13 protein-coding genes are annotated in these 16,526 nt (G+C 35.8%); 3 read left to right on the top strand and 10 right to left on the bottom strand.

From position 1 onward, the window contains the following. Positions 1-17: 17 nt before the first annotated feature. The 3 genes from ADIARSV_RS18725 to ADIARSV_RS18715 all read right to left on the bottom strand — a co-directional run bounded on the left by ADIARSV_RS18725 (position 18) and on the right by ADIARSV_RS18715 (position 7,462). Entirely contained in the window at positions 18-2,507 is a 2,490-nt protein-coding gene (locus tag ADIARSV_RS18725; RefSeq protein ID WP_016197234.1) for a hypothetical protein, read from the bottom strand. Positions 2,508-2,589: 82 nt separating this feature from the next. Then, a complete protein-coding gene (locus ADIARSV_RS18720) occupies positions 2,590-6,696 on the bottom strand; it encodes a two-component regulator propeller domain-containing protein (protein WP_040300639.1) in 4,107 nt (1,368 codons plus the stop codon). 307 nt (positions 6,697-7,003) lie between these two features. Beyond that, positions 7,004-7,462: a ferritin-like domain-containing protein gene (locus tag ADIARSV_RS18715; RefSeq protein ID WP_016197232.1), complete on the bottom strand. Its 459-nt coding sequence runs from the start codon at positions 7,460-7,462 to the stop codon at positions 7,004-7,006. A 202-nt stretch (positions 7,463-7,664) separates the two neighbouring features. Between ADIARSV_RS18715 and ADIARSV_RS18710 the strand changes: the two genes are divergently transcribed. Genes ADIARSV_RS18710 through ADIARSV_RS18700 form a run of 3 tightly spaced genes read left to right on the top strand, consistent with a single transcriptional unit; the run spans position 7,665 to position 9,839 of the window. Beyond that, the gene (locus tag ADIARSV_RS18710; protein WP_016197231.1) at positions 7,665-8,489 is read left to right on the top strand and encodes a hypothetical protein; all 825 of its coding nucleotides are present in this window, start codon (positions 7,665-7,667) and stop codon (positions 8,487-8,489) included. Continuing rightward, on the top strand, positions 8,486-9,457 hold the full coding sequence (locus tag ADIARSV_RS18705; protein WP_016197230.1) for a hypothetical protein: 972 nt from the start codon (positions 8,486-8,488) through the stop codon (positions 9,455-9,457). The genes ADIARSV_RS18710 and ADIARSV_RS18705 overlap by 4 nt, the downstream gene beginning before the upstream one ends. Positions 9,458-9,467: 10 nt before the next feature. Further along, a complete protein-coding gene (locus ADIARSV_RS18700; protein ID WP_040300637.1) occupies positions 9,468-9,839 on the top strand; it encodes a hypothetical protein in 372 nt (123 codons plus the stop codon). Here ADIARSV_RS18700 and ADIARSV_RS20835 read toward each other — a convergent pair. The 7 genes from ADIARSV_RS20835 to ADIARSV_RS18665 all read right to left on the bottom strand — a co-directional run bounded on the left by ADIARSV_RS20835 (position 9,836) and on the right by ADIARSV_RS18665 (position 16,499). Further along, positions 9,836-10,561 carry a response regulator transcription factor gene (locus ADIARSV_RS20835; protein ID WP_016197228.1) on the bottom strand — a complete coding sequence of 242 codons (726 nt, stop codon included), beginning with the start codon at positions 10,559-10,561 and terminating at the stop codon, positions 9,836-9,838. The genes ADIARSV_RS18700 and ADIARSV_RS20835 overlap by 4 nt on opposite strands. Before the next feature lie 222 nt (positions 10,562-10,783). Then, entirely contained in the window at positions 10,784-11,512 is a 729-nt protein-coding gene (locus ADIARSV_RS18690; RefSeq protein WP_040300635.1) for an esterase family protein, read from the bottom strand. A gap of 64 nt (positions 11,513-11,576) precedes the next feature. Further along, positions 11,577-12,170 carry a GDSL-type esterase/lipase family protein gene (locus tag ADIARSV_RS18685; protein WP_016197226.1) on the bottom strand — a complete coding sequence of 198 codons (594 nt, stop codon included), beginning with the start codon at positions 12,168-12,170 and terminating at the stop codon, positions 11,577-11,579. Positions 12,171-12,303: 133 nt separating this feature from the next. Then, positions 12,304-13,014, bottom strand: coding sequence for an SDR family NAD(P)-dependent oxidoreductase (locus ADIARSV_RS18680; RefSeq protein ID WP_016197225.1), 711 nt, complete (start codon positions 13,012-13,014; stop codon positions 12,304-12,306). Between the two features lie 48 nt (positions 13,015-13,062). Next, positions 13,063-14,310 (bottom strand): acyltransferase family protein, encoded by a 1,248-nt coding sequence (locus ADIARSV_RS18675; protein WP_016197224.1) that lies wholly within the window; start codon positions 14,308-14,310, stop codon positions 13,063-13,065. A 77-nt stretch (positions 14,311-14,387) separates the two neighbouring features. Then, a complete protein-coding gene (locus ADIARSV_RS18670; protein ID WP_016197223.1) occupies positions 14,388-15,401 on the bottom strand; it encodes a glycosyltransferase family 2 protein in 1,014 nt (337 codons plus the stop codon). Between the two features lie 45 nt (positions 15,402-15,446). Beyond that, positions 15,447-16,499 (bottom strand): hypothetical protein, encoded by a 1,053-nt coding sequence (locus ADIARSV_RS18665; protein WP_040300633.1) that lies wholly within the window; start codon positions 16,497-16,499, stop codon positions 15,447-15,449. Positions 16,500-16,526 lie beyond the last annotated feature (27 nt).

Genomic DNA, 16,526 nt, shown 5'->3' with positions numbered 1-16,526 from the left:
TTCTTTATTAGTTTGAATTAATGATGTTTCACATAATCAGGATCCATATCAGGACTACGTAATCCGGCTACCTCATTTGCCATTAGAATAAAAACATTCCAGCATAGCCCTCTCGTTGATGGCCACCAGGAATCAGTTGTTGTCCATTTGGTGGGTATAAATTCTTTACTGTATGGCCATTCCGGATTCAGGTTAATTTCGGCCCAAACACGGTTTTCCATTAATGCTGGAGCTTTTTTCCATCCATGTTTTAATCCGGTTACATAGGCACAGTATTCAGCTCTTAACCAGCTGCCACCGTTATAATAAAAGCCATCACTTTGACCATTTGCATAATTAGTGGCTCCAAATTCGGCGAAGGGTTGGTAATCGGCACTTAGATAGGCATATCCTTTGGGATCTGGTGTCACCCTTACGCAGATAGGTGCTGTAGTTCCATATTCCGGATGGGGTGAATTGGTAACTTTATTAAGGATGGGGATCTGCTCGATATGATTAATGACCATTTCGTCTGTCAGCATTGGACGGTTGAATAACCAAAGGGAAAAGAACTCCGGTTCCAAATCAGTTAAGGATATAATATCCGGATAATTACGGTCAAAAAGCAAATGTTTCCGTTGAGGATCATAGAACTTTCTGTATTCCTGCTCCGCTTTCTGGATGTAAGCTTCCTCGATCGGGAAGCCAAGTTCCTTAATTGTTCTCAATGCAATAGCGAGCATCCCTTGATTGACAGCCAGACGATCCGTTTTTGGCTGATAATCTATAATATCAACCTGACTCATAGAAAAATGAGACCTGCATTTCCCATCTTTGCCAGCATCGAATTCATTAAGAACATAGTCTACAGCCTTTTTAATTTTATCTGCAGGCAGTTCAGCATTAAAGCGCCTTTTATTCATCATTGCCCAGATCAGCCATTCTATTGTTGCCTCATTATCTTTAGCTTCAACCGAACCCATGTATGGCGTAATTATGGTTCCAATGCCTCCTTTAGGCGTTTGAGTTTTAGACCACTGATCCCAAATACCCAGATTTAACTCCTTATTGTAGGTAGCGACAATGGAAAAGAAGGAATCGCGGTTATACATATCGGGTGAGTAATTCATATTAGGCACATTAAATGGTTTAAAATCATTTATGGCGGTTATCCAGGTCAGCATATTCAGGTTCGCATACAACATTTTCTCTATTTGTGAGCCTTTGAATTCCTTTCCTTCAGCAAGTCTTGTTTGCGCAGACAGCACGAATTCGCGATGATCTTTCCATGGTTCCACAAAAATGTAGCTCGTTTTTTCAACTTTCTCTCCCATTGGAAGGATGTTGTATGGTTCATGTTGTGGCTGATGTTCAGTTATTTGTAAGTCCTTGATTTGTAATTGACAAACTTTATTAGCTTGTGTTCCTATGAATAGCGAGACACTATCTCTTTCGATATAGGGAACCATAACACTGCCTTTAAACAAAGTCCATTTTTGTTCATTATTCTGGAAATTGTCAATATACTTCACTCCATTTTCTAACTCTACTGTCTTTTTACCATTTTTAACGCGGAAAAGCTTCAATGCTACAGGAGCATTTCCCTTGCAAAGAAAAGATAGCGTGTAATATCTTTGATCTTTAAATGGAGCGATCATTTCTATGCCTGCCTGTGCGGAAGGCTTGCAGTCCATAGTAAATATTGATCCTGCTTTAGTGACCTTTAGATTTCCTCTTTTTTGATATACATCAGGAAGTTTTATTACTTTATTCGTCCCTGCATCAAGATTAAATAATTCCCCGAAGGTTTGTTTGATGTAATCCTGGTTAGCAGATTGTTCAGCAATTGTGGCTACAGAAAGCAATTCGGGGTCAGGAAGTTTACGCATCCCGACAAATCCTCCTCCCCGTCCGTTGAATCTACGACGGGTAGTTCGTGTATACTGATTTTTATATCCTGCATCCATTAAGAAACCAATTACTTGATTCTCTTTGTTTACAAAACCTGCTGCAGGATACATTTCATGAACAAAACCTCCAGGAAAATTATCATGTTCAAAGCTGATGTACTTCTTTGGTTTTTCAGCTGGAATAAACTTTTCCTTTAAACTGTAGTACATGGATGGCATACCCGGTTGGAATAGGCTTATGGTCTTACTAACAACATGATTATTAATAACCTTGTAAGTTACATGTACAGTAAGGTTTACATCAAACTCTGGCACGTAGCTTTCTCTGCTTAATGTAACTATACTATCATTACCAGTCCATTTAGCCCCTTTCCAGTTTGTCAATAACGCCTTTTCACTTAAGTCTGCATTTGCAACCAATAGGGAAAACTCTTCCGTATTGTTTAATAACATCTTATTGCCATCATATAAACCAACGCGAAAACCACTAGTGGTATCGCCTAAAACTTTAAGCTGAATGTTTTGGGCAAAGAGGCTAGCAGCATTTAATAAAATAATACTAAAAAATAGGATTATAAAGTTCCCTATAAAGGAACGGTTAGATAAAATTTGCTTCATTCAGTTAGTTTTTGATTAAAACAAATCTATATTGGAAGCACCAGAAAGCGGTACACTATAGTTGCATTCTAGTTCACTATAGTTACAAAGAGGTTAAATTTTCTTCATATTGTTGCTGCCGGTACTCATTTGGAGCACAATGGTAGATCTTTTTGAACTCGCGGAAGAAATATGATTTGTTATTAAATCCGGTACGATAGAAGATTTCCGACACGGTATACTGTGAGGTCAGCAACATATCAGCTGCATGTTTTAATCGGATTCTTTTTATAAATTCAGCAGGAGTCATCCCGGCAAGTGATTTCAACTTTCGGTATAACTGCATTTTACTGATAGAAAGTGCATTTTCAAGAATAGCAGCATTTAAATCAGGTTCATTTAGATTGGCGTCAATAACCTTTAACAAAGCTTCCAGAAATTTCTTATCTGTATCGGCAATATCGGCATCCATAAACTGGTTCGTAATATTTTGATCCTTGATCAGGTTTTTCATCCTTGCCTGGTAGTCGAGCAGCTTTCTGATCCTTACATGGAGATAGCTAATTTGAAAAGGCTTCGGAATGTAGGCGTCAGCACCCAGCTCATAGCCTTCCGCTTTGTTATCTTCTGACCCTCTGGCAGAAAGAATAATAAAAGGAATTTGAGCTAAAGCAGGCGTTTGTTTTACGGCTTTACATAATTCAAGCCCATCCATGTCGGGCATCATGACATCACTTATTATCAGACTTGGTATCGTTTTATGAAGAAAGCTTAATGCATCGCGACCGTTCTTAGCTTCGTAAATAATATATTGCGTTTTTAAAATATTTCGTAACAGATAACGAAGTTCAGGATCATCTTCTACTACCAGGATACTGGATCTCTTCTTTTGTTGTAGGGTATCAATTAAGCTATTTTTATTTTCTTCTTCTGAATTTGTTAAATCAGGATGTTCATATACTTTTACCAGGGATTCGTATAGAGATGATGGTGCCGAAGTGATGACCGTTGCTTCCTTACCGTCAACGGTTACCCTTTGAAGCTGGAGCGTAACGGTAAATTCGATCCATTCATTTACTAAATTAACCTTAATATCGCCTCCCATAAGCGTCACCAGCTCTTTTGCAAATGCTAAACCTATACCTGTGCTGAATTCCTGATGTTCGTTGCTGACATAAAACTTATTGAAGATTTGTTGTAAGTTTTCCGGATTTAACTTGCAGCCTGAATTGGATACGCTGATCTGTAGTATATTTTCCTCCCGATTAAATACTGATTTAAACAAGATTGTTTCTTCTTTCCCGGAGTGCTTAAAGGCATTGGACAGCAAATTAAAAAGAATTTTTTCTAGTTTATCCTTGTCTATAAAACCAGCTACGTCTTCTTGTACCGTTCTGATATAGGTTTGGGTATTTCGTTCCCCGACAGGAATAAACAAAAGGGATAGACTATCGAGCATTTTACTGATATCCACATAGTCATTGTTTTTTGTCAGGTAACCCGCTTCTGCTTTTCTGAATTCCATCAGTTGCTGCACTAGATACGTAAGTCGGGCCGTATGCTGATGCACCATGGATATAAAATAATCGTTCCCCTTCGTTTGTAAAAAATGCTCAACCGACCCCATAATCATTGTTAAAGGCGTTTGGATCTCATGTGCGATGTTGGTAAAAAACTTTAAGCGTTGCTGATGTTCTTCTTCATCCTTTTCTCTTAAAAGATGTTCCATCTGCAATCGATATTTCATACTCAGTTTATTCTTCCGATAGATATGAAAGGAATATCCCGATCCCAAGACAAGTAGAAGATATAAAAACAGAGCCGGATAGGTTAACCATAAATATTGTTGAACACGAAGAGTAAATACAGGAACACCGTTAGTCCAAACTCCTTCTCCATTGCTCCACCTGACATGAAGGGAGTACTTGCCGGGTGGAATGTTATTATATGCGATATTTCCAATGGAGCCGGAGTAGATCCAGTTTTTATCCAAACCTTCCAGTTTATAGGCAAATTCATTCTTGGCTTCGTTTAAAAAGCTCATTGACTTTAGTTTGATCTGAAAGAAGTTACTTTTTCTTTCCAGGGTATATTCAGGAATATCAGCTGGTGCTTTTTTCAAAACCTGTACTATGTTTTCTTCCCTATTTTTCCCACCCATCTGAAGAGCGGAAACCAATAAATTAGGTTGTACGTTATTGCTTATAATACTTTCGGGAAGAAAATAGTTGAATCCATAAATACCTCCAAAATAGAGTGCACCTACTGTAGACTTCCACACCGCCCCGTCACTGAATTCATTGCTTTGCAATCCGTCACTTTCTCTAAAATTGGCAATAGCTCCATTTATAGGATTTACACTCGCTAATCCTTTATTGGTACTTACCCAGATACTTCCTGAGCGTGTCCCTTCAATGGCATGAATCGTATTATTAGGAAGTCCCTCATTCATTGTAAATTTCCGAAATACAGGTTTGTCTTTCAGAGTCTCTTTATAGTTAAGCATGTTTAACCCATAGCTGGTACCTATCCATAACCTTTTCTGCTGATCCTGATATAAGGAGAGGACGTCATTATTTGACAAACTATTTGGGTAACTAAAAGCTTTAAAGGTTTTAAACTTTCCGGTCTTTTTATTTAAAACGCTTAACCCTCCATACCTGCACGCTATCCATAAACGACCATCGCCTCCATCACTTAATGCGTAAATGATATCATTAGCAGGTCCATTGCTACTGTTTGAAAGATATTGTTTTAGGTACTTTAAACTCAAGGTCTCGTTTGGGTTCTTTATAAAATCCAAATGGATCAAGCCACTTCCGCTGGTTCCTAGCCATAAGGACTGGTCAGGATCCTGCAGGATAGCATATACAGAACCAAAGGCCGGCAATTTTAGCTTGCCTGAAATCTCAGACCAGCGAATATTTTGTTTTCGTTTTAAATCATAAACACCAATTCCATTGCCATCTGTACCAATATAAACGTAAGGATAAACGCCTTTTTTGATAACATAAACCGAATTATTATCAAGTCCGTTAGCACTAGTTAAATCTTTTTCGGACTGGGGTAGCTTGGGCTCATTCCAAAAATTATTTAAGATGACAATGCCTTTGCCTTTTGTCCCGACCCACAGGTTACCATCAACCTCCTCAAAGGCGCGAACGGGTTTATTTAAGTCATTGGTTGTACTCCTGTTTACCAGGCCAAAGTGGTTTATTTTAGGGTAAATTTTAATCAATCCATTGCCATCTGTTCCAATCCATAAAACCTGATCTTTTGCTGAGGCTATAGTGGTCACCTTACTATTTGCCAGTTGTTTCACTTCATCTTTCATAAATGAACTTGGCTCAAAATTCGTGTTGAAGGTGGAGATGCCTTGTGAATCCCAGGCAATTACATAATTGGATTGATAAAAATTAATCAACTTGATCCTATTGGCCAAATGAGCTACTGGCTTTACTTTAAATTGAGGATCCAGTGTAAGCAAATTATTCTTAGTGTCTGTGAGTAGGATTTGATCGTTTGCTATAAAAAAGTTACTGATCTGATCTTTAAGTTTGAGTGTTTTGATACGAATTAGTCCTGTTGGTGTGACTTTACATGCTATTAACGTTCCATCGCTTTGTAAAAACCACATCAGCCCTTTTCTACCACTTTCCATTTTTGATGTCGTTCCTTTGCCTGAAAGCCGGGGGATACTTTTGAATGTATTAGTTTTAGGATCGAAACGACTTAATCCAAATGTTTTACTACTGCAAAATACAGTTTCATCATCAACAATTGCCAACTCATACTCCTTTTCGGCTATGCTTGTTTTAATTGCCAGATTATAGAAATAGGTGTAAAATTTACCACTTGACTTCTCAAATCGGGTAATTCCACCAATTGTACTAATCCAGATATTGCCATTCTTATCTTCCTTAATATCCTGAATGACATTATTACCTATACTGCCTGACTGGTTTTCACTGGTGTAATTAAAAACCCTAAAATCGGTACCATCATACATATTTAATCCGTCCCATGTTCCAACCCAAACCAGTTGATCCTTGTCTTGAAAAACAATGTTAACGGCACTATTGGACAATCCATTTCTATTATCAAATCGTTGATAATAGAAATAATCAGGCACTTTTATTTCAGAAGCAACGGTAATTTTAAAAAGAAAACATATAATAATTAGTATATAAACCCCAGACAAATTTCTCATTTGTAAGAATATAATTTAGACGATTAGCTGAGACAATATAGCAATAATATTGGAATGATTAAAGGTACATACCGGCATTAACTAACCTATAATTGAGCCTTTAATACAAACACAATGTTCTACTGGAATACCCTTTTGCGCCCAATTAAACCGAAATATTCACTAGGGCACCAACAGGATAGTTTATTGTGCTGGATCTGCATTATAATATTGGTTTTTACAAGAGTATTAAAAGGAAAGAATCTATAAATCAAAAAAGGGCTTACAAAATAAATTGCAAGCCCTTTTTTTAAATGTTAAATACTAATTAGCTTTGTGCATCACGAAGACCTTTGATCTTATCATGTGCTACTTTAAGCTCAGTCTGCTGATCTACAAGTAAAGATCTGATATCCTGTGGAAGATCATTTTCTGGAGATAGTGCTTCTTTATACGCTTTTTGAGCAGCATCTTCACCAAACTCACAGTTTTCTAAAACTGACTTACGATCATGCCCTGTGAATGTTGCTTTCACGTCCATCCAAACTCTGTAAATCTTGCCACTGTTTGTTGTGCCTTTATCAGGAGTACCTCCTAAAGCAATCACTTGTTGCTCCAGACTGCTTTTGTAAAGTTTACTTTGTGCAATTAAAGTTTCAAAAATTGCTTTTAAATCCAGGTCTCCACCTTTGGATTCATCAATAGCACGTTCGTAACCTGTAATACGATCATTATTAATTTGCAATAGGTCATTTAAAACCTCAACAGTATTTTCAATAGTTTCCATAAGAAGATAATTAATAGATAAATTTAATCTCCTAATAACCTCTGCTAGATGCATTTGTTTCGAGAAAATAAAGATTTATCAGATCCTAAGCTATTATTTTCTTGAATCAAATCTCACTTGGAAAGAACCCATTTAAACATAAAAATAGCTAGTAATAGCTATATAGAATCCAGTCTCATTCATGTAAATTTATAAGCTTGACATGAAAAAACTTACTCAACTGAACTGGATTTTCATTTCTTTGGCCGGCTTCATTTTGTTTGCCCTATTCTTTTATTTAGTTACGCTGAGCAAGCAGAAAATTGAACTGGACACACCTGTATATTTCTTTTTGATTATACTTATTGACCTGCTTGCAACAGGTTTTCTTGCAGGAGCAATGAAATCAGTTGCCACTTACCAGTCGAACACACCTAAAGGAAATCTATATTTAGCCGGTCCGGTTGTCGTATTCTGCATCATTTTATATGTAGGCTATCAATATCGGCCTCAGGAAAAGAAACAGCCCTTATCCCTTTCTGTTAAAATTGCAACACCTGATGATACGAATGAAATCACAAACGGATCAGTCAGCATTATTGTAGACTTATTTCAGCAGACCCGAAATATAAATGAACAAGGGATAGCCTTTTTTACAGGAATTAACAATGAGTATCAGGGCCGAATGATTGATTTATCCCTTCATATACCAGGATATCATCTCCCTCAAAAGCAGCGCTACTTGTTAAGTGATTCATCGACTCACACTAATCTGTCGATACAACTGATAAAGAATGTAGAGCAGACATCCTTTCAGGGACGATTGTTTTCTTTACCAGATAAAATTGGCATTTCAGGAGCTGAAATACGTTTTGTAGGCACATCAAAAGTGGCTAAAACGGATAGCTTAGGGAACTTCTCGGCAACCTTGCCTATTAAACCGGGTACTGAATTAAGGATCATTGTTTTAAAAGGGAACAAGGAGGTGTATAATAGTTTAAGAAATATATACCAAAATGATTTTCTGACTTTAACTGAAATGGAATGAGAACCCGAGGTTATGCAGTTATTTTTCTGTCCCTGCTTTTGCATACCGTATCTGCACAAGGGATTAATTATAAGTTCAGGGTTAGGTATGGCGATTACTCCCCCTTAGCAAACAGCACATTTATAATTAGTGGATACCGTTTAAGTACCGATCCACAGGGAATCATTAGCTTTAAATGTGCTAATGAAATTAACTATGTCAATATCGAGTCGGCAGCACTGAATAAATATGAGATCAAATACCCTCAGGAAGGAAGGGCAGTTTTACCAAAAGATCCGGGAACATTTGTTGATATCTATGTTGCACAGCCTGTACCTGATCCACTCAAACAGATTAAAGCGGAGATTACGAGTTCGCAGAGCACCTTTCAGACTAAAATAATAAAGAAGTTAGAAGAAGAAAGCAGGAAAGGGTATAACGGTATTGTGGAACTGCTGAACACAAAAAATGTGGATGAAGCACAGCTGGAAAAAGGCAGACTAGAATTTTTCCCTTTGATATCATTAGCGCTCAACAACTACCTCAATGAATCTAGAAATTTCAACGATGCCGTTTTAGCATTAAGCAATTCCTTGAACAACAAAGGGGCATATGAACAGTTAAATTCAGCCATTTATTCATATAACGATATTTTCAATCTGGTTAATGCCAATAAAGACATCTATCAGCAAGCTATTGCCACCTACTGGAATAGCAAGGAATTATCTTTAAAATTCTCCAATCTGATAGATTTCGCAATGGAAGACCTTCACCGTCCTTATATTCTCGAAGTGAATTATACCTATATCAATAAGATTTACGAGATCAACAGGGAAACAAATAAAAACAAAAAAAAGAAACAACAGGAAGAGCTGAAGCTGCAGTTGGGGGATCTCTCCTCTGCCATGTCTAGAAGACTGGTCAGTTTAGGCGAAAGGATAACAAACATGAATACGCTGTTAAATAATAATAAAAAAGTAGAAGATTAAATTTAAGAGTATGAAAAAGATTTTTTTAGCAAGTTTGATGTTATTAGCAACAGCTTGCACAGATGACGATGCTAGTATTGACGATTTATTTATTCCAAATGTTTCGAATCAGTGGACAAGCGACAGGAACAGTATTTTCTTTTTCACAACTGAGCAAAGCAATGTGAGCGAAAGTACATTTACCGGTAATGAACAGCCCCAGGACAATAGTAATGATGTTTATCAACTTGAGGGCAGCTTTAAAAATCACGATATAGAGTATACGTTTTCAAGTGGCCCCGAAACAGGAATAAAATACACAGGCAAATTTATTGAAGGTGCTTCTTTAAAAATTAAAGCAACAGGATCAAATGGAAAAAAAGTAGAAATTACAAGGAACTAAACAATATTAAAAGCAATAGCAAACTTGATCAGCAGTGATAAAGAATTGATTTCCAACTTACGCAAGATATTTTTTCTATGATTGTTTATCGTATGGATAGATAGAAATAGTTGATCAGCTATTTCAAAACTACTTTTACCTTCCACAATCAGGTGAATTATTTCTTTTTCCCGTACACTCAAAAGGTTAAAACGGCGGTAATTTTTACGAAGAAAAGCATCATCTTCAATCAGATCTGTAAATTTCTTCCCCGCTATATTACACATATCAGCAGGAACGGCTATATGAACTAATTTTAATGCATGACCAGGAATATCAGCAGGGTATAACTTTGAGGTAGTAAAATACCATTTGTAGTCACTATTTGTATCGGACCTGACGCGCTGAAAAAAGGAATAAACCTTGTTTTCATCACCCTGCATGACAAATTTCATTAACTCAGGTTTAAGTATGGAAATTTCTTCTTTTGGAAAGAAACGGTCGAAATATTCAACTCCCATTTCTTGCAATTCTTCACTGCTATGTCTTAAATAATCACAGCCAAATTGGTTCATATATGTATTTTTATTTGCCCCTAAATCCTGCACCATCACACTGCCAGGAATATAATCGCCAATATCCTCAATCCGGAATAAGTTCTTTGCGACATTTTTACCGAGGGAGAGAAGCTGTGCTTCAAATGTTTCCTGGAACTCAGTTTGAACGAAGGGTTGAGCATTCATAGTGATACAAATATGTTGTAATTAATTTAGAGAGTTACATAGCGGATTTACAGATACTTATATAAATGTAATAAGAAAAATACGAAACAGAAATAAAATCATTGAAATATATCACTCATTAAAGTAAATAAAAAAGCCGCCGTATTACCTTAAACGATATTACGGCGACAAACAAGAAATTTAAGCTACAAATGGGTTAATAACCCATGACTCGAGTTCATTTTATAAATAGAACTGTACCATGCGCCTCCAGTAACGAGGCCGGTGAGCATCTTTATCCCAAACATACAGATGATGAGCTATACCTTTTGACCACAGCACGCGACTGAATTCCTGGTTACCGGATAAGAAAGAATCAGTTTGCCCGATGGCCATAACAATCTCCATATTTCGAATGTTATTTAAAATATGTTCATCATGCATATTAGCAATGAACTGAACAGGCGTATTGAAATAAATATTTTCGTTATGATAACCATCAAAAAGATCTTTAAAATACTGGATGTTTTGACTGAGATCATATCTGCCACTCATGCCTATTACTTTATGAAACAGATAAGGATATTTCATAGCCAGATTAATTGCATGATAAGCCCCCATACTGCATCCGGCCACTTCAAGACGATTTCCATTATTTTTACTGTGCATTAATGGAATAACCTCACGTAAAATATATTGCTCATACTGCAAATGGCGGTTAATACGTTGCGAGGGATGCTCATATTGATTATAAAAACTTTCAACATCAACACTGTCTACACAAAAAAGCTGGAGTTCTCCATTATTAATACGATCTTTTAAGGCATCTATAATCCCCCAATTCTCATAATCATAAAACCGGGCCATTCGCGTAGGAAAGAACAGCACAGCCCTGCCTCTGTGGCCAAAAACTAAAAGCTCCATATCCCGTTGCAAACTGGAGCTGTACCACTTATGATATTCTCGGTTCATTCTATCCTGATCAAGAGATGGAAATATATCTACTGAATGTTACCTAAAAATAAAAAAATGGTTACTAATTACGTGTAATATTATTGCTAATTACATCCTTCCATAATTCATATCCTTTTTCAGTTAAATGGAGTCCATCGCTTGCATAATATTCTTTTATAGGCAGGCCTGAAGCATCCAGCATGCGGTCAAAAACATTTACAAACTTCCAGTTAAGGGCATGATTAGCAATTTCATTTTCAATAAAAGTATTAGCACTTTTAAAATGACTAACAATATTCCATCGACTAGGGCTTGGTTTTATGGAAACAAAATAGCAGGGAATGTTGCCAAAACGCAAAGTTGCTTTTGCTACCAGTTGCTGAAAAAAAATAAGTACCTCTTCGGGATTTCTACCATCCCCAAGATCATTATCGCCAGCGTATATTACTAGTCTTTTAGGTTGATAAGGAAGCATTATTCGTTCAAAAAACCATACGCAGGCTGCCAAAGTAGAGCCTCCAAATCCTAAGTTTACTGGTTTAATATATTTAAAATCATCATATAGGCTAGTCCACATACGTATAGACGAGCTGCCATAAAAAAGCGTTTCAGGCTCATATTCAATAGTTAAATGAACTTTTTCCAGTTCTTTCACTTCATCCTCGTACCAATTCATTTTCTGTTTATTATTTTATCTAAGCTCTATTATTAATTAAAGATCAGGTAAAATAGTTTACAAAATCTGAAATCAGATAAATAATTATCTAAATTCCCGTTGAACCAGCAAAACCCAGAAGGCATATCAAGTGCTAAATAATGCTTCCTAATCCACCATTAACACCTATAACCTGACCTGTCATCCATGCACTGTCAGTCGATAAAAGGAACCTAATTGCTTTTGCTATATCATCAGGTTCTCCAATTTTACCTAGTGGATGTCTTAAAGCAGAGGCATTTCTTTTTTCTGGTGTATTCAACAAATTTTTAGCTAAAGGAGTGTCTGTAAGCGATGGAGCAATAACATTAACACGTATGTTTTGATTAGCCAGTTCGGCTGCTAGTGATATAGCTAAGCCTTCAACTCCACTTTTTGCAGCCGCTATACTGGTATGAAAACCCATGCCTATTTTTGAAGCAACTGTACTCACTAAAACAATGGAAGCCCCCTTGGCATTCTTCAATGATTTTAATGCTTGCTGAATAACTTTTACAGCACCCACAACATTTAACCGGTAATCATGTATAAAGTCATCTTCGGTTAAACGGCCGAATGGTTTAAGATTGATACTCCCAACAGCGTAAACCAAACCATGTATTTGTTCTGGAAGATAAGTTGCCAGCGAGCTGACATCCTCTAAAACATCTAAAGACAGATGCTTTACACCTTTAGACCAATTATCTGAGGCAGATCGGGATACATTATAAACAGTAGCTCCACTTGCTGATAGTAATTTGACCAGAGACAATCCTATTCCTGAACTGCCACCAACAATTAAAATATTCTTTCCTGAGAAATCCATTAACAGATTTTTAATTGAAATACAGCTGATAGATAAATTAGTTTGTTGTTATGTTGCAATAATTGATGGATTCGAAATAGCGTCAGTAGTTGATAATGTGTTACGTTTTTTTCTAAGCATTAGGAAAGGACGTTCACATAACAGAAAAAACAAGTATGACAATACAATAACTGCAGGTGTTCCCAATAATAGTAATACATATACAGATATTGGCATACTTAAGCTTAGTGGTGTTATTATATATTGAAATAGGATTTGTAACAGAGGTGCATGAATTAAATAGATACTGTATGAAAACGTGCCAATAAAAACTAAAGGCTTCCAAGATAACAATTTTACCATCCAATAGGTATGAGAATTCTTTTCTGTTGATGTAGAATAAATAAACAAAATGTATGCGAATAAACAACCAGTTAAGATATCGATAATTCTAGAAGAAATAAAAATTTCATTGCCGAGAGTGAGACTCTCTTTTGTTAATAATTTAACAAGCACAAAAATCATTAAAAAGATAAATAAATATAACATTTTGTAATACGATGATGCACCTTGATATAACAACCTCATTTTTATAGCCTTACCATTCTGAGAAAAAGACATTTCAGCTGCTAACATCCCAAGCGTAAATAAAACAATATAGGGACTAATACCAGTGAATAAAGAATCAATAGTTGAGTAGTAGTGATGAATGTATATATTAAGTATAGATCCAATGAAGGCGATAAGAAATGAAACAAGTAAAGTTGAAAGAGGGCCTGTTTTCCTCCAGATCCATATTAAAAATGGAAAGAATAAATAAATGCGAAATTCTACAGCAACAGACCAAAATGAATAATTTATACTATTGAACGAGTTTTCAAAAAAATCATGAATAAAAAAAACATGTCTAAAAATACCAGAACTACTAACGGGTATACTGGAATCCCAATGTGAACCAGTCTTATCTCCTATACATAACCAAATTAATAAAATTGAGATTAGCATGGCAAGATAATATGGAGGTACTATTCTTATGAATCGACGTTTAAAGAATATTTTCATTCCATCTTTTAAAACATAATTATTCTTAATCACTGCTAACATTAAACTAAATCCAGAAAGAACAATGAACATATTAACTGCATAATGACCTCCTACTATTAGAAATTTAATTAATATTTTTTCAATACCTAAAAGGGTATTCATATTACCGCTATAGTATAATATTCCATGGTGTAAAACCACCAAAACAGCTGCTAAAGCCCTAATACTATCCAGAAAGTTCAAATGACTATTTAATTGCTTTTGGTTCACCATTTAAGTAAAAATATTAAAACCCAATTTACTGCTTATCTTTTTTGTTCAATCAAAATGAAATAACCCTTACTTATATGTCAATTCAAATGCTCCGACACTCCCAATTGCTTCTGTTGATGGTTGATTAACATTTCAGCCATATGGATAGTCAATTTTTGGTGACCATTAAAAAGTGCGAATGGTAAACAGGCAGTAACTTGCAACCACTTAGACCAGGTAATAGATGACTTCGTTTCTAACATCGTTTTCAAATACCCGAAACGGCCATGCAAAGCTGATTTAATTGCATTGCGATAGTGATAAGAACAAATCTCATAATTGAAGTAAGCGATAAGTTTTTTTCGGTCATAATGCGACTCTAATTCCTTTATGAGATATTTATAAATTATAATATGCTGAAGATAGAATTCACCTTTTTGACTTAGATAATTAGAAGCTACGTTATCATGCCGTCTGATATAAACCGTAGATTCATTTTGTATTCCCATAGAAACTTTACTTATTGCACGACTCCAAAATTCAAAATCACCTGCAGCAGGCAAATTCTGATTAAAGTAGCCAATATCAGCAACAAGCTGAGTACGCAAACTCACATTAGAGAGATTACCAGGAATATTTCCAAAAACAAAAAGCCAAAGGGTTGCAGTACCAGATTCTAGTATCGGAGGTACGATCCTATTTTCTAAGTCTATAATGCGACATATAGAATTCTTTGTTTCTGTATGATTAAATCTCACAAAGCCTATTTCGGGCGATGCATGTTCCCAATACTTAACAATAGTATAAAGAGAGGTTGAGCTTGTAAAATAATCATCAGCACACAAAATCTGACTTATTGAAGCGTTCGCTTGTATAAACAGGAAATTTATATTTCCCATAATACCCACATTTTCCTCTTGTTTAAAGATTCTTATACGTGGATCATTCAAACTATCCAGATAATCTCTTGTTCCATCAGTTGATCCATTATCGCTGACCAAGAGCTCCCAGTCTGTAAAATCTTGTATCAATACAGATTCAATACACTCTTTTATATAAGGAAGTCCATTCCATACAGGAGTAAGAATAGAGATTGTAGGTTTTTCCATCATAAATAATTATTTTCAATCAACTGACAAAGAATTAAACTTTTAATGCTATTCAACTAACTCAACTACTTTTTCTATTATTTTCATTTCCTTTAATTGCTTATTAACCAATTCATCAATTGTTTCTATTGCTTTTTTATTATGAAACAGAGTACATACAGCAGCGTAGTTTTTCTCAATCAGTGCCTTGTAATCAGAAGGATTTTTAAGTATGCTTTTAATTTGTTCAACTGGGTTGTTCCAATCAACCTCAATTACCGGATTGTAATCCAAAAGGTATTGCACTTCTTGAGGAGCAGAACCAATGATCAAACACTTTGAAGCCATAGCTTGCAAATAGCGAATGGTTAAAGTAGATACATTACCGGCAAGATCAGGATGAGTAAGCGAGCGTGGAAAACAAATACATATTTGTGCATTTGCTAAACCATCAATAAAGCTTTCCTGAGTAGGGAATTGTAAATTCTGCTTCAGTCCTTGCACTGCAACATCCGTTTTATCGTTTCTTTCCTGATACATATAACGGATGTGGTTTTGCTTACAGCCCTTTTCAATTACATTATGATATTTCATATAAGAGCGTCCAAAAGAAAGAATATTTACACTGCGCTGTTCCCAGGGTTTAACTTTGAAATTATCAGGATTGATAGTTTCCGGTACCCACTGCACTTCACAATTTGGTATATGAAGCTTTCTAAAATGTTCAGTTGCCTGGTAACTGGATAATAAAAGCAATTGAATCTTACTTTTACGCACCAGCTGCTCAACTTCTTTAAATCTAGGTTCCCAAACATCATACGTCCATAATACCCGTAAATCACAATCGTAGCTATAATAGGGGAATGACTTTGAGTGTAAATAATAAGCATAAGGGAGACCTAAACTTATTACAGCACCAGGTATTTTAAACCGCTTTAATACAGGGCTTAAAAACCTGTGTATCCAAGTATACATTCGGGTGGATATTTTGCTTGGTGCAAAAAGCACAATCCCCTTTTTTATATCCCAATTACTATTTTGAGCACAAAATTGTTCAAAATCTCCTAACAAAACCAAATCAGGACTATTATTGCGGATTCTAGAAGTGATTAATGTTATCATGAATTAAGTATATAAGTATGATCAAAA

Origin of the sequence: Arcticibacter svalbardensis MN12-7, assembly GCF_000403135.1 — a bacterium.
Classification (GTDB): Bacteria; Bacteroidota; Bacteroidia; order Sphingobacteriales; family Sphingobacteriaceae; genus Arcticibacter; species Arcticibacter svalbardensis.
The sequence above is the reverse complement of the archived record's forward strand: the minus strand, read 5'-3'. Positions and strand labels throughout refer to the sequence as shown.

Coding starts and splice junctions, on each gene's coding strand:
- ADIARSV_RS18725 (WP_016197234.1), bottom strand. CDS start 2,507: ATGAAGCAAATTTTATCTAACCGTTCCTTTATAGGGAACTTTATAATC.
- ADIARSV_RS18720 (WP_040300639.1), bottom strand. CDS start 6,696: ATGAGAAATTTGTCTGGGGTTTATATACTAATTATTATATGTTTTCTT.
- ADIARSV_RS18715 (WP_016197232.1), bottom strand. CDS start 7,462: ATGGAAACTATTGAAAATACTGTTGAGGTTTTAAATGACCTATTGCAA.
- ADIARSV_RS18710 (WP_016197231.1), top strand. CDS start 7,665: ATGAAAAAACTTACTCAACTGAACTGGATTTTCATTTCTTTGGCCGGC.
- ADIARSV_RS18705 (WP_016197230.1), top strand. CDS start 8,486: ATGAGAACCCGAGGTTATGCAGTTATTTTTCTGTCCCTGCTTTTGCAT.
- ADIARSV_RS18700 (WP_040300637.1), top strand. CDS start 9,468: ATGAAAAAGATTTTTTTAGCAAGTTTGATGTTATTAGCAACAGCTTGC.
- ADIARSV_RS20835 (WP_016197228.1), bottom strand. CDS start 10,561: ATGAATGCTCAACCCTTCGTTCAAACTGAGTTCCAGGAAACATTTGAA.
- ADIARSV_RS18690 (WP_040300635.1), bottom strand. CDS start 11,512: ATGAACCGAGAATATCATAAGTGGTACAGCTCCAGTTTGCAACGGGAT.
- ADIARSV_RS18685 (WP_016197226.1), bottom strand. CDS start 12,170: ATGAATTGGTACGAGGATGAAGTGAAAGAACTGGAAAAAGTTCATTTA.
- ADIARSV_RS18680 (WP_016197225.1), bottom strand. CDS start 13,014: ATGGATTTCTCAGGAAAGAATATTTTAATTGTTGGTGGCAGTTCAGGA.
- ADIARSV_RS18675 (WP_016197224.1), bottom strand. CDS start 14,310: ATGGTGAACCAAAAGCAATTAAATAGTCATTTGAACTTTCTGGATAGT.
- ADIARSV_RS18670 (WP_016197223.1), bottom strand. CDS start 15,401: ATGATGGAAAAACCTACAATCTCTATTCTTACTCCTGTATGGAATGGA.
- ADIARSV_RS18665 (WP_040300633.1), bottom strand. CDS start 16,499: ATGATAACATTAATCACTTCTAGAATCCGCAATAATAGTCCTGATTTG.